General features: G+C 71.0%; 10 protein-coding genes. 7 read left to right on the forward strand and 3 right to left on the reverse strand.

The window, feature by feature from the left end:
• Positions 1–17 precede the first annotated feature (17 nt).
• A complete protein-coding gene (locus ABD093_RS14890) occupies positions 18–1376 on the reverse strand; it encodes a glycoside hydrolase family 15 protein (RefSeq protein WP_226849665.1) in 1359 nt (452 codons plus the stop codon).
• Between the two features lie 111 nt (positions 1377–1487).
• Here ABD093_RS14890 and ABD093_RS14895 point away from each other — a divergent pair, with 111 nt between their 5' ends.
• Complete coding sequence (locus ABD093_RS14895; protein ID WP_343925496.1) at positions 1488–3272, forward strand: proline--tRNA ligase; 1785 nt, start codon at positions 1488–1490, stop codon at positions 3270–3272.
• A 52-nt stretch (positions 3273–3324) separates the two neighbouring features.
• Here the strand turns inward: ABD093_RS14895 and ABD093_RS14900 are convergent, their stop codons facing one another.
• Positions 3325–4461, reverse strand: coding sequence for a DUF4439 domain-containing protein (locus tag ABD093_RS14900; RefSeq protein WP_193116312.1), 1137 nt, complete (start codon positions 4459–4461; stop codon positions 3325–3327).
• A gap of 131 nt (positions 4462–4592) precedes the next feature.
• Between ABD093_RS14900 and ABD093_RS14905 the strand changes: the two genes are divergently transcribed.
• The 6 genes from ABD093_RS14905 to truB all read left to right on the forward strand — a co-directional run bounded on the left by ABD093_RS14905 (position 4593) and on the right by truB (position 11559).
• Positions 4593–5192 (forward strand): ribosome maturation factor RimP, encoded by a 600-nt coding sequence (locus tag ABD093_RS14905; protein WP_193116311.1) that lies wholly within the window; start codon positions 4593–4595, stop codon positions 5190–5192.
• 1 nt (position 5193) lies between these two features.
• A complete protein-coding gene (gene nusA / locus ABD093_RS14910; protein ID WP_226849664.1) occupies positions 5194–6300 on the forward strand; it encodes a transcription termination factor NusA in 1107 nt (368 codons plus the stop codon).
• Positions 6301–6463: 163 nt separating this feature from the next.
• The gene (locus ABD093_RS14915; RefSeq protein WP_193116310.1) at positions 6464–6769 is read left to right on the forward strand and encodes a YlxR family protein; all 306 of its coding nucleotides are present in this window, start codon (positions 6464–6466) and stop codon (positions 6767–6769) included.
• A 95-nt stretch (positions 6770–6864) separates the two neighbouring features.
• Entirely contained in the window at positions 6865–9825 is a 2961-nt protein-coding gene (infB, locus tag ABD093_RS14920; protein ID WP_193116309.1) for a translation initiation factor IF-2, read from the forward strand.
• A 220-nt stretch (positions 9826–10045) separates the two neighbouring features.
• Complete coding sequence (rbfA, locus tag ABD093_RS14925; protein ID WP_343925500.1) at positions 10046–10609, forward strand: 30S ribosome-binding factor RbfA; 564 nt, start codon at positions 10046–10048, stop codon at positions 10607–10609.
• Complete coding sequence (gene truB / locus ABD093_RS14930) at positions 10606–11559, forward strand: tRNA pseudouridine(55) synthase TruB (protein WP_343925502.1); 954 nt, start codon at positions 10606–10608, stop codon at positions 11557–11559. Before rbfA ends, truB begins: the two co-directional genes overlap by 4 nt.
• A 138-nt stretch (positions 11560–11697) precedes the next feature.
• Here truB and ABD093_RS14935 read toward each other — a convergent pair whose 3' ends face one another.
• The gene (locus ABD093_RS14935; RefSeq protein ID WP_343925504.1) at positions 11698–13320 is read right to left on the reverse strand and encodes a L,D-transpeptidase family protein; all 1623 of its coding nucleotides are present in this window, start codon (positions 13318–13320) and stop codon (positions 11698–11700) included.
• Positions 13321–13396: the final 76 nt, after the last annotated feature.

The raw sequence follows: 13396 nt of genomic DNA on the forward strand, positions 1-13396 counted from the left end.
GCGTCAGATTCGCAGGGTCACGTCGACGCGAGCGCGTCGAGCGTGAGCAGCACGTTCGCCGCGGTCCAGGCGAGCGGGGCGACCGCCGCCGGGCGGCCGTCGAAGAGGACCTTCTCCGGCAGGGAGCCCGCATCGGTGCGGTGCGCTGCGAGCCAGCCGAGGATCTCGAGCGCGGCGTCGACCTCTCCGGCCCGGGCGAGGGCGAGGGCGAGCAGGCTCGTCGACGGGGTCCAGCTGACGCCGTCCTCGCGCCAGGACGCCCCCGGGGCGATGCCGCCTCCCGGACGGGCGAGCTCCTGACGCAGGTCCAGCAGCTGCTGGGCCGATGCCACACCGTGGCATCCGGTCGCATCGAGGACGGCGAGAGCGGAGTCGGATCCGCCGCGGCGCCGGTAGCGCTGGAAGCCATGGGCGCCGAAGGAGTCGGTCAGCACCGCGGAGAACGAGCGGGCGGCCTCCTGGTCCTTGTCGTCCCCGGTCAGCTCGCCGACGGCGCGCAGACCCGCCAGGGCGCTGGCCATGAGGCCGAGCGTCACGGCGCGCTCGCGCACCTCCCAGTAGTCGGGGGAGACGGGAGGCATTTCGGTCCCGTCCTGCGTCTCCCGGAGCAGCGCATCGCGGGTGGTGCTGATCAGGGGCGCGAAGTCCTCGAGGAGCTGGGGCCGGTCGGCATCGGGAACGGTCCGCGCGACCTCGGAGAGAGCCCACAGCACCAGACCGGTGCCGTCGAACTGGCGGTCCCTGCCATCCGGTGCCCGATCTGTGCCCGGTGCATAGCGCGCCTCGAACCACCCATCCTCCGCCTGGATCGACTGCAGATGGGTCAGGACGCCGATCGCGCGGTCCACATGCCCCACGCGGGCGAGCGCGACCGCGCAGAACGCGGCATCCCGCGGCCAGATGTATCGCCAGCTCGTGCTCCAGCCGGCGACCGGGGCGGGCAGATCATCCGCGAGCACCCACAGGTCGCGCAGAGCGGATCCCGCGAGGTCCCGGAGGACGGCGCGCATCTCGTGCCCTTCCTGTGCTTCGTCGACCCGTGATCTCCACGAGGCGGTTCCCTCCCAGAAGTCGTGCGCACGCCGGAGGACGGGGGAGGACGTGGGGAGGCCCGAGTGCAGGCGGGTTCCCGGGAGCAGCTCGGACATCGACTCGGGGGTCCTCACGAGCACGCGTGACTGGTTCGCGGCATAGGCGACGGTCTGCGAGTACAGGGAGATGACGGTGCGCGGGTCCGTGGCGGGGACGGCGAGGCGATAGGTCAGGTACCCGCCGGTTCCCACGACGCCGAGGGCGCCGACGGTGCCCGCCGCACGCAGGGCCTGTCGGCGCGACGTGTGCGAGGATCCGGGATCCTCTCGTGCTCGCGGGTGCATCCTGCCAGGGTACGTCGGTGCTCGTCTGCCGGCACGGCGGCCAGTACGATGGACCCCGCGTCCGCCCCCGGTGGCGGTAGCGCCCAGTCCCTGCTGTGAAAGGCCTGCCCCATGCTCCGTCTGTCGTCGTCGTTCGTCCGCACCCTGCGGGAGGACCCGGCCGACGCCGAGGTCGCCAGCCACAAGCTGCTCGTGCGCGCCGGATACATCCGCCGCAGCGCACCGGGTGTCTACACCTGGCTGCCGCTCGGGCTGAAGGTGCTGCGCAAGGTCGAGGCCATCGTGCGCGACGAGCAGGACGCCATCGGCGGCCAGGAGCTCGTCTTCTCCGCGCTCCAGCCGCGCGAGCCGTACGAGGCCACCGGGCGCTGGGAGGAGTACGGCCCCCAGGTGTTCCGCCTCCAGGACCGCCGCGAGAACGACTACCTGCTCGCGCCCACCCACGAGGAGACGTTCACCCTCACGGTGAAGGATCTGTACAACTCGTACAAGGACCTCCCGGCGATGCTCTACCAGGTGCAGACCAAGTTCCGTGACGAGGCGCGTCCCCGGGCTGGGCTGCTGCGCACCCGCGAGTTCATCATGAAGGACGCCTACTCCTTCGACATCGACGACGCCGGCCTGGACGTCTCCTACGAGAAGCAGCGCGGCGCCTACCAGCGCACCTTCGATCGCCTCGGTCTGCCCATCGTGATCTGCCGCGCCGACGCCGGCGCGATGGGCGGCTCCCGCTCCGAGGAGTTCCTCCACCCCACGCCCGTCGGCGAGGACACCTTCGTGGTCTCCGACGGCGGCTACGCCGCCAACGTCGAGGCCGTCACGACCGTCGCCCCGCCGGCCCTGGACGAGGCCGCCATCGCCGGGCTGCCCGCGATGCACGTCGAGGACACCCCGTGGGCGAGCACCATCGCCGCGCTCACGGACTTCTCCAACGAGGCCTTCCCCGGCACGGGCCCCATCACGGAGTCGGGGGAGTGGACCCGCTACGAGATGCTCAAGCACCTCGCCTACCTGCTCACCTACCCCGACGGCAGCACCGAGCCGCTGGTCATCGCGCTGCCCGGCGACCGCGAGGTCGACGAGAAGCGCCTCGAGTCCGCAGTCGCGCCCGCCGTCGCCGCACCGTTCACCGATGCCGACTTCGCCAAGCACCCCGTGCTGACGAAGGGCTACATCGGCCCGGAGGGCCTGGGCCTGGAATCTCCCTCGGAGATCCGCTACCTCGTGGACCCTCGCGTCGCCCCCGGCACCTCCTGGGTCGCCGGCGCCGGCGAGAAGGACAAGCACGTCTACGACCTCGTCTTCGGCCGCGACTTCACCGCCGACGGCACCGTCGAGGCCGCCGAGGTGCGCGACGGGGACCCTGCGCCCGACGGCTCGGGCCCGATGCGACTGACCCGTGGCATGGAGATGGGACACATCTTCCAGCTGGGCCGCAAGTACGCCGAGGCGCTCGACCTCAAGGTGCTCGACGTGAACGGCAAGGCGGTCGTGGTCACGATGGGCTCCTACGGCATCGGCGTGACCCGCGCCGTCGCCGCCATCGCCGAGCTCCACCACGACGACAAGGGACTGGTGTGGCCCCGTCAGGTCGCCCCGGCCGACGTGCACATCATGGCGACCGGCAAGACGCCGGAGATCTTCGAGGAGGCCGAGCGGATCGGCATCGAGCTCGAGTCCCGCGGCCTCGAGGTGCTCTACGACGACCGCCCCAAGGTCTCCCCGGGCGTGAAGTTCAAGGACGCCGAGCTGCTGGGCATCCCCACCTCCGTGGTGGTCGGCAAGGGCCTGGCGACCGGCGTGGTCGAGATCCGGGACCGCGCGACGGGATCCATCGAGGAGGTCGCCCCCGAGGCGGCCGTCGAGGCCCTGGTGTCGGCGGTGCGCGGGGCCTGAGCCCCCAGCAGGGCCGCCGCTGCCAGCCGGCGGCGGCCCCGGGCAGCGGTGCTCAGCCGCCGTCGCTCGGCGCGGGGTCCTCGATCTCGAGGCCGGGCAGCGGGGGCATCTCCTCCGTGCGGGTGGCCAGCAGCTCGCCCTCCTGCATCGTGGCGAGGATCGACAGCGGACGGCGGTCGAACGGGGCGGCTCCGACCAGCGCGGCATGATCCACCAGCAGGCCCTCGGCGAGCATCCTCGGGAGCTCCGCGGCCATCCGGTCGTCCAGCGTGCCGCCGGGAAGCGCGTAGACGGCCTGACGGGGCACGACCGGGGCGCCGTCCTCCTCCGCGATCGCCGCGAGGGATTCTGCGCGAGCGCGATGGCGGTCGCTGTGGGCGAGGTCCGCCTCGCGCTCGCCGGCGTCCGTGGTCCGGGCCGCGAGCACCTCGTAGAGGTAGCCGACGTACCACTCCTCCTGCTGCGCCCGCTCGATCGTGGAGTGGTAGTCCACCTCGGCGCCCACCGTCGCCGGGTCCGTCGTCGGCACCTCGCGCGAGGGCACGATCTCCTCCGCCGGGCGCAACGGGGCCACCTCGCCCGCCGCAGCGGCGACGTGGAGGCGTCGTGCGCTCCATGCCGAATGCGCCGCGATCGCCACGACCGGACGGGCGAGGGATCCGGAGACCTGCCGTGCCGCATCGGCCGCGAGCAGCCGCAGCTCCACCAGCACCGCGAGGAGCCCTGCTGCGTCCGTCGGCGCGTCGGAGGGCGGGGGAGGAGACGTCGAGGCCGGGTCGGAGCCGGCCGTCGCCGCGCGCTCGGCCTCGGCACCGGTCAGCAGGGCCGCACGCTGTGCGGGCAGTGCGGCGACCAGCATCGACAGCACGCCGGGCAGCGCGGGGCCCGTCGAACCATCGGCGGTGGCGCCGGAGGGGTCGGGCGCCCCGTCGTCCGAGTCCGAGTCTCCGTCTGAGCCCGCGAGCGCCTCCGCACCGGCGATCGCGCGGTCCAGCACGTCGAGCAGATCAGCCCGGTACAGGTCATCGATCCCGGGCGGAGGGGGCGTGTAGGCCTCGGGCCCGCCTACGGCGATCCGTCCGCATCCGGGCAGCCCGGCGAGGGCGAGGACGCCCAGGGCGCCCGACGCCAGGACCCTGCGCCGCGAGGGAAGTCGGGCAGCAGAGGGGGAGTCGGTGGGAAGGAGCACAGGAGGATTCTCGCATCGAGGCCCATCCGGGAGGCATCCGCGCCGCGCGCGCACTATCCTGGGAGTGACCCTGCCGGTGATCTGTCACCGGCGGGCACAGGTACCTATATGCAGGAGGAGGTGAGCGAGCGATGAGCGACCTCGACGGCCAGACGGCCCACACCGCCCTGCGGGAGGCAGCATCCCAGGTCCTGGACAACCATGACCTCGTGCTCGAAGAGATCGTGGTGACAGGCCCCCGCTCGATGCCCGAGGTGCGGCTGATCGTGGATCTGCCCGAGGACCAGCTGGGCAGCGCAGATCTGGACGCCGTCGCGATCGCTTCGCGCGAGCTCTCCGATCTGATCGACGCCGACGACTCCCTGCTGGGCCCCGACCCGGTGGTCCTGGAGATCACCACCCCCGGGGTCGATCGGGAGCTCACCGCCGTGCGCCACTTCCGGCGCTCGCGGGGCCGCCTGCTCTCCCTGACCGTCGACGGCACGCTGTACCGGGCACGACTGCTCGCCGTGACCGCCGGTGACGTCCTGATCCTGCGTCAGGAGCCCGGCCGGGACGACCGCGGCCGCCCGCTCCGTATGCCCCAGGGCACCTCCGAGCGGCTGGATATCCCGGTCGCCGAGGTCTCCACCGCCCAGGTGCAGGTCGAGTTCGACCCGCCTGCTGATCTTGCGCAGCTGATCGCTGACGCTGACGCTGACGCCGACCCCACCGCATCGAAGGAGAGCTGAGATGGACATCGACATGGGTGCCCTGCGGGCCCTCGAACGGGAGCGGGACATCCGCCTGCCCGTCCTGCTGGACGCGATCCGTTCCGCTCTGCACGCCGCCTACCTGCACACCGATCATCCGGTGCGGGATTCCGAGGTGATCATCGACGAGCGCACCGGCCAGGTCGCCGTGATGGCGCGCGAGCGCAACTCGGACGGGACCGTCCTGGAGGAATGGGACGACACCCCGGAGAACTTCGGGCGGGTCGCCGCCTCGACGGCGCGACAGGTGATCTTCCAGCGCATCCGCGACCTCGAGGACGAAGCAGTGCTCGGCGAGTATGCCGAGCGGGCCGATGACATCGTCTCCGGGATCATCCAGCAGGGCCGCGATCCCCGGATGGTGCTGGTCGATCTCGGCGAGGTCGAGGCCGTGCTGCCCCCGCACGAGCGGGTCCCGGGGGAGGACTACTCCCACGGCAAGCGCCTGCGCGCCTACGTCACCGAGGCCCGACGGGGACCGAAGGGCCCCCAGATCACGCTCTCGCGCTCGCACCCCAACCTGGTGCGCCGGCTGTTCGCGCTCGAGGTGCCCGAGGTGGCCGACGGCAGCGTCGAGATCACCGGGCTCGCCCGCGAGGCAGGTCACCGCACCAAGATGGCGGTGCATGCGACGGTTCCCGGGATCAACGCCAAGGGCGCCTGCATCGGCCCCATGGGGGCTCGCGTGCGCTCGGTGATGAACGAGCTGGCCGGCGAGAAGATCGACATCGTCGACTTCCACGAGGACCCCGCCACGTTCGTCGCCAACGCGCTCTCGCCCTCGAAGGTCTCCAGCGTCACGGTCATCGACGAGGTGGGCCGTGCGGTCCGCGCCGTCGTGCCCGCCGGGCAGTTCTCGCTCGCCATCGGCAAGGACGGGCAGAACGCGCGCCTGGCCGCCAAGCTCACCGGGTGGAAGATCGACATCCGCCCGGACGACGATCCGAACGCGTACCCCGCCTCCGCCCAGGAGGCGGTGGAGGAGAGCGCGTCCGTCCCGGTGGCCCACACCGCCGCCCCGACGGATGAGGCGCCTGCTCAGGCCGATCGGGCGCCCGCTGCCGGAGATGCCGTCCCCGAGGACTGAGCTGCCACGGATCTGACGGAGTGAGGTGTGGCCCACGCCTCCCGGGTGAGCGCCCGTCGCGGCGCGTCCGCTACACTGGGGAGGCTGTTCGTCGAGGTGTGATGCAGACTGCACGCGGTCTGGATCATGGTCCGATGGAAGCGTCCGGAACGGAGGTGGAGGCGTGGTCACCCACTCTGCACCCCATCGTCCCGAGCGCACGTGCGTCGGCTGCCATCAGGTGGCCCCGCGCGACCAGCTGGTGCGTCTGGTCCGGGAGTCCGCTCCCGGAGGCGTCATCCCGCGAGTCCTGCCCGATCCGACCGGATCGGCCATGGGTCGCGGTGCGTGGCTCCATCCCGAGGCATCATGTCTCGAGCTCGCTGTGAAGCGAGGCGGCTTCGCCCGGTCCTTCCGGGGCGGCGTCGACACCGGGCATCTCGTCCAGGACCTCGAGAACTCCGATTTCACCCGAACGTGGAACAGGTAGAAGAACCATGGATATCCGATGAGTACTCACCAATGAGCACCCTCAGGAATTAATGGTCCGCGCCCTCTTGTCGGCCGGACCGAGACAGGAGAAATGTGGCTAAGGTCCGCGTCCACGAGCTCGCCAAGGAGCTCGGACACCCCAGCAAGGCCGTTCTGCAGAAGCTGCAGGACATGGGCGAATTCGTTCGCTCCGCATCCTCGACCATCGAGGCGCCCGTCGCCCGTCGGCTGCGTGAGGAGCTCCCCGCCAAGGGTGGGGACAGCTCGTCCGAGAAGAGCGGCACCGCCGCCCCCGCAGGCGACGCAGAGCGCAAGTCCGGTGGAGCGCCCAAGCCGGGCGGTGCCCCCAAGCCCGGCAGCGCCCCCAAGCCCGGCTCGAAGCCCGCCCCGGCCGCTCCGGAGCAGCCCGCAGCATCGGCTCCCGAACCGACCCCGGCACCCTCCGCCCCCGTGGAGAAGGCCGAGCAGCCCGCTCCGTCCGAGCAGGCCGCCGAGACCGCCGCGAAGCCCGCGAGCGATCAGCCGTCCGAGCCCGCCGAGAAGCCGGCGACCGACGGTCCCTCTGCGTCCGCCAGCAGCGCGCCGAAGCCCGGTGCTGCGCGCCCGGCGCCCGCTCCGAAGCCCGGTGGCGAGCGTCCCGCGCCCCGCCCCGGTGCAGCACGCCCCGGCAACAACCCCTTCGCCAGCTCGCAGGGCATGCCCCGCGCCGGGTCCCGCAAGCCGGGCCAGGGCGGCGGCCGTCCCGCACGAGACGGCGCTCCGCGTGAGGGCGCGCCGCGTCCGGGCGGTCCCCGTCCGGGCAACAACCCCTTCGCGACCTCGCAGGGGATGCCCCGTCCCGGATCCAAGCCCCAGGGCCAGGGTCGCAGCGGCGATCAGGCCGGTGCCGGTCGTCCCGCCGCCCGTGAGGGTGCGGCTCCCCGTCCGCCCCGTCCCGGGATGCCCACCCCCGGCATCATGCGCCAGCACTCCTCCGGCGGTCTGGCCGATGCCCGTCCCGGCGGCGGCGACAACCGCGGCCGCGGTGGTCGTTCCGGTGGCGGCCCCGGTGCTCGTCCCGGCGGCGGCCCCGGTGGTCCCGCAGGTGGCGGCGGTCCCCGCGGTCGCGGTGGTCGCGGCAGCACGCAGGGTGCCTTCGGTCGTGGTGGCAAGCCCGCCCGTTCGCGCAAGTCGAAGCGTGCGAAGCGCGCAGAATTCGAGCAGATGTCGGCGCCCGCACCGGGCGGCGTCTCGATCCCGCGCGGCGACGGCAACACCCCGATCCGCCTGCGCCGGGGAGCCTCGCTCTCCGACTTCGCCGACCGCATCGATGTGAACCCCGCGTCGCTGATCACGGTGCTCTTCGCGATGGGCGAGATGGCCACGGCCACGCAGTCGCTGAACGAGGACACCTTCGATCTGCTCGGCACCGAGCTGGGCTACAAGATCGAGATCGTCTCCCCGGAGGACGAAGAGCGCGAGCTGCTCGGACAGTTCGACATCGATCTCGATGCCGAGCTCGCCGAGGAGGACGACGAGGACCGCGTGCCGCGTCCGCCCGTGGTCACCGTCATGGGTCACGTCGACCACGGCAAGACCCGCCTGCTCGACACGATCCGTAAGGCGACCGTCGGCGCAGGCGAGGCCGGCGGCATCACCCAGCACATCGGTGCCTACCAGGTCCCGGTGGAGCACGAGGGCGTCGATCGTGCACTGACCTTCATCGATACCCCGGGCCACGAGGCGTTCACCGCCATGCGTGCCCGCGGTGCGGACGTCACCGACATCGCGATCCTCGTGGTCGCCGCCGATGACGGAGTCATGCCGCAGACCATCGAGGCGCTCAACCACGCCCAGGCGGCCAACGTGCCGATCGTGGTCGCGGTCAACAAGATCGACAAGCCGGATTCGAACCCGCAGAAGATCCGCCAGCAGCTCACCGAGTACAACCTGGTGGCCGAGGAGTACGGCGGCGAGACGATGTTCGTCGACGTCTCCGCTCGGGAGAACCAGAACATCGAGGCGCTGCTCGAGGCCGTCCTGCTCACCGCGGACGCCGCGCTGGAGCTGACCGCGAACGCGGACAAGGACGCTCGTGGCGTGTCCATCGAGGCGAACCTGGACCGCGGTCGCGGCCCGGTCGCCACGGTGCTCGTCCAGCAGGGAACCCTGCGGGTCGGCGACGCGATCGTCTGCGGCACCGGTCACGGCCGCGTGCGTGCCATGCTCGACGAGAACGGCGAGAACATCACCGAGGCAGGCCCGTCCCGCCCGGTGCAGGTCCTCGGTCTCACCTCGGTGCCCGGCGCCGGTGACTCCTTCCTGGTCGCCCAGGACGAGCGCACCGCCCGCCAGATCGCCGAGAAGCGCGAGGCCGCCAAGCGTGCCGCCGCGCTGTCCAAGGCCCGCAAGCGCATCAGCCTGGAGGACATCACCAAGTCGATGGCCGACGGCAAGGTCGAGACCCTCAACCTCATCCTCAAGGGTGACGCCGCCGGTGCCGTCGAGGCGCTGGAGGAGTCGCTGCTCGGGATCGAGGTCGGAGACGGCGTCGATCTGCGGATCATCGACCGCGGTGTCGGTGCGATCACGATGAACAACATCAACCTCGCCGTCGCGTCGGACGCCATCATCATCGGCTACAACGTGCGGGCCGAGGGCCTCAACGCGGAGTACGCCGACCGCGAGGGCGTGGAGATCAAGTACTACTCGGTCATCTACAACGCCATCGACGAGGTCGAGCAGGCCCTCAAGGGCATGCTCAAGCCGGAGTACGAGGAGGTCGAGCTCGGCTCGGCGGAGATCCGCGAGATCTTCCGCTCCTCCAAGTTCGGCAACATCGCCGGCTCGATCGTCCGCGGCGGCCTCATCAAGCGAGGCGGCAAGGCGCGCATCACCCGTAACGGAGTGGTCGTCACGGAGAGCCTCGAGATCGCCGGGCTGCGTCGCTACAAGGACGATGTCACCGAAGTCCGCGAGGGCTACGAGTGCGGCATCAACCTGGGATCCTTCAACGACCTGCAGATCGGTGACGTCGTCACGACGTACGAGATGCAGGAGAAGCCCCGCAGCTGATCCGATACCGGCCGGGCGCCCCGCGGCGCCCGGCCGCATCCGCAGGGGAGGAGAGCCGCATGTCCGTCGCGACTCTCCTCCCCTGCAGCTGTCCTCCCGGACGCGCCCGGACGGACACCTCCTCCGGGGCCGGGACGCCCCCTGCCCGGCGACGATCCTGCTGCCGACATCCCTCCTCACCCCTCGCAGATCCTCACCCCGATCAGGAGATTGACCGATCATGAACGACAGCCCCCGCGCCCTCAAGCTCGCCGACCGCATCAAGGTCATCGTGGCGACCATGCTCGACACTCGGGTCAAGGACCCGCGCCTCGGGTTCGTGACCATCACCGATGTGCGCGTCAGCGGCGACCTCCAGCATGCGACGCTCTTCTACACCGTCTTCGGCACGGACGAGGAGCGCGAAGGTACCGGCGCAGCCCTCGTGAGCGCCACCGGCATGCTCCGCCGCGAGGTGGGCCGACAGACCGGCGTGCGCCTGACCCCGACCCTCGAGTTCATCGCCGATGCGATCCCCGAGAACGCCCGCGTCATCGAGGACCTCCTCTCCGAGGCCCGCGGCCGCGACGCCGAGCTCGCGAAGTCGAAGGAGGGCGCGGCCTACGCCGGCGACGCCGATCCCTATCGCGTCCCCCGCGAGGACGAGGACGAGGACGACGAGACCGACGAGGACGAGATCGACGACGAGACCGACGGCTCGGACGGGGTCGACGACGAGACCGCTGCCGACCGCGAGGACGGGCAGGGTCCGTCGACCGGCGTCAGCGGGCGCGAGGGCGTGTGAGCGCCCCGCACGGCATCCTGCTGGTCGACAAGGCGCCGGATCGCACGAGCCACGACGTCGTGGCCCGGGTGCGCTGGCTGCTGGGGACCAAGAAGGTCGGCCACGCCGGCACCCTGGACCCCATGGCCACCGGCCTGCTGATCCTGGGGATCGGTCAGGGCACTCGGCTGCTGACCCACCTCGTGGGGCTGGACAAGACCTATGAGGCCACGATCCGCCTCGGCCTGTCCACGACCACCGATGATCGTGAGGGAGAGCCGATCGGCTCGCCGAGCGATACCGGGGAGATCACGGACGCCTCGATCCATCAGCAGCTCGAGCTCCTGCGCGGCGACATCCAGCAGGTGCCATCGACCGTCAGCGCCATCAAGGTCGACGGCAAGCGCGCCTATGCCCGTGCCAGAGCGGGGGAGCAGGTCGAGCTCGCCGCACGCCCGGTCCGGATCTCCCGCTTCGACGTCACCGCGCGCCGTGAGAGCGACGGCTATGTCGACCTCGACGCCGTGGTCACCTGCTCCTCGGGAACCTATGTGAGGGCGCTGGCCCGGGACCTGGGCGCGGCACTGGGCGTGGGAGGCCATCTCACGGCGCTGCGCCGTACCAGCATCGGTCCGTTCTCGGTGGACGACGCCGTGCCGGTTCCGGCCCGGGGCGAGGGCGATGACGTGCACCTGCCCCTGCGGGGACTGGGACGCAGCGCGGGAGCCGTGCTGCCCACCCTGAGGGTCTCCGCCGAGGAGGCGCGGGATCTTGCGGACGGCCGGCGCATCCCGCGAGCAGCGGCACCCTCCGCAGCGCCCGCGGTCCCCCGGAGCGCCCCGAGGGGTGGGGGAGAGGATCTGGACCTGGTCGCCGCTCTCGACGCCGAGGGAGCCCTTTGCGCTGTGCTCCGTCCCGATGGCACGAGCTGGCGTCCCGCCCTCGTGGTCCCGCTCGACGCACAGCGCTGACAGGCGGACGGTGCGGACCATCGAACGGTGCTGAGTGACGGACGGTGCTGACCGACGGATGCCGGCGGCCCACCACATGACGAAGCCTCCTCCCGGAATCCGGGAGGAGGCTTCGTCATGTGGTGGGCGGGAGTCCGCTCAGTAGTGGGACTCGACGCGCGTGCCCATCGATGCCCAGTCGTAGAGCCACTTCGCATCGGACACGGTCATGTTGATGCAGCCGTGCGATCCGGAGTATCCGAAGGACGAGCGCCACGGCGCCCCATGGAAGCCGTAGCCGTTGTGGAAGTACTGCACCCACGGCACATCCGGGGTGAGGTAGTACTTCTCGTGGCCCTCGGGGTAGTACGCGGCATTGGTCATGTCCTGACGGTCGTACCGCAGGTAGATCTCGAAGGAGCCGGTGACGGTCTCGTTCCCCTCCTTGCCGTCGACGATGGACCGCGGGCCCCACACGGGGGTGTCGCCGACGTACGCGGTGACCGTCTTGTTGCTCAGGTTCACGTCGATCCACTTCTCGCCGGTGGGCTTGTCGGCGGGAGTCTCCTCGTCGGAATCCTTGGACTTCTCCTTCTCGTCCTTGGACTTCTCGTCCTTGTCCTTCTCGTCCTTCGCGGCGTCCTTGTCCTCGTCCTTCTTGTCCGCGTCCTTCGCGTCCTTCTCGTCGTCCGGGTCCTTCGGCGCGTCGACCTCGTTGACCTCGGCCTCGATCGTCTGGGTCTCGAAGGCGGCCTCGAGGGGCGTGGTGCCCTGCAGGGCGGCGATCAGCTCGTCGGCGACAGCATCGGTGTTGGTGATCTTGAGACCGTCCTCCTTCTCGGCGACCACCTTGACGACCTTGCCGTCCTCGTCGATCTGCTCGATGCCGTCCTTGGCCTCGACGGCGTCGTCCGTGGCGCGGTCCGAGACCCACTCCCGCACGGCGTCCTCGTCCACGCTGATCGTCAGCGCCTCGCCGGCCTTGTCCGGAGCCACCGAGAGCCACCCGGAGCGCTTCTCGGCGGAGACCTCGTGGGTCGCGTCGTCGGCGCCCTGGATGGACATCGGCTGCTCGAGCAGCGAGGAGATCGTGCCGACGGTCTTCTCGGCCTCCTCGGTGGTGATCGCCGGGGCGATCTCCTCGATGGGCTGCTCCACGCTGAAGCTCTCGAGCGCGGGGGCCTTCTGCGTCACCGTGTCCACCAGGACCTTCGGGTCCACGCCCTGGCCGTTGCGGCCGGGGACGGCGTTCCACGTCTGCGCGTCCTCATCGAAGGTGACCTCGGCGTCGACAGGCTCGGTCTTGTCCTCGGGGACCAGCCCCTTGGCGAAGTCGGCGACTGCGGCGTCGTCGACGGACACGACCGGGGTGACCGGGTGCTCACCGGACCAGGTCGAGGAGATGACGTCGGTCAAGGAGTTCTCGCGGTCCAGAGCAGCTGTCGCGGTGGCGTCGGCATCGACGGTCACCCCGAGATCGGCGAGCGGGACCTCGACCTCCTGATCGCCGGCGGTCACCGCGACGGTGACGGCCTCGCCCTTCTCCGCGACGAGCGCGGAGATCTCGTCAGCGGACTTGCCGGAGACGTCCTGCCCGAGGATGGTGGTCCCCGGGAGCGCGCGATCGTCGTATTGCTTGGCGTAGGCCATCGCGCCACCGGTCAGGGCGACGGCGATCACCGCGAGGATGGCGATCACGATGAGAAGGGCGCGGCGACGGCCGTGGCGTCCGGTGGGTCGGGACGGGCCGCCCAGCGACGCCGATTCGGTCACGTTCGTCATGGATTCTGATCCGTTCTCCGCGGCCATCGTGTCTGCCCCCCGCATGGAACGCCGGAGGGCACAGGGGTCCCTCCCC

The sequence above is a fragment of the Brachybacterium tyrofermentans genome, assembly GCF_039526165.1.
GTDB lineage: Bacteria > Actinomycetota > Actinomycetes > Actinomycetales > Dermabacteraceae > Brachybacterium > Brachybacterium tyrofermentans.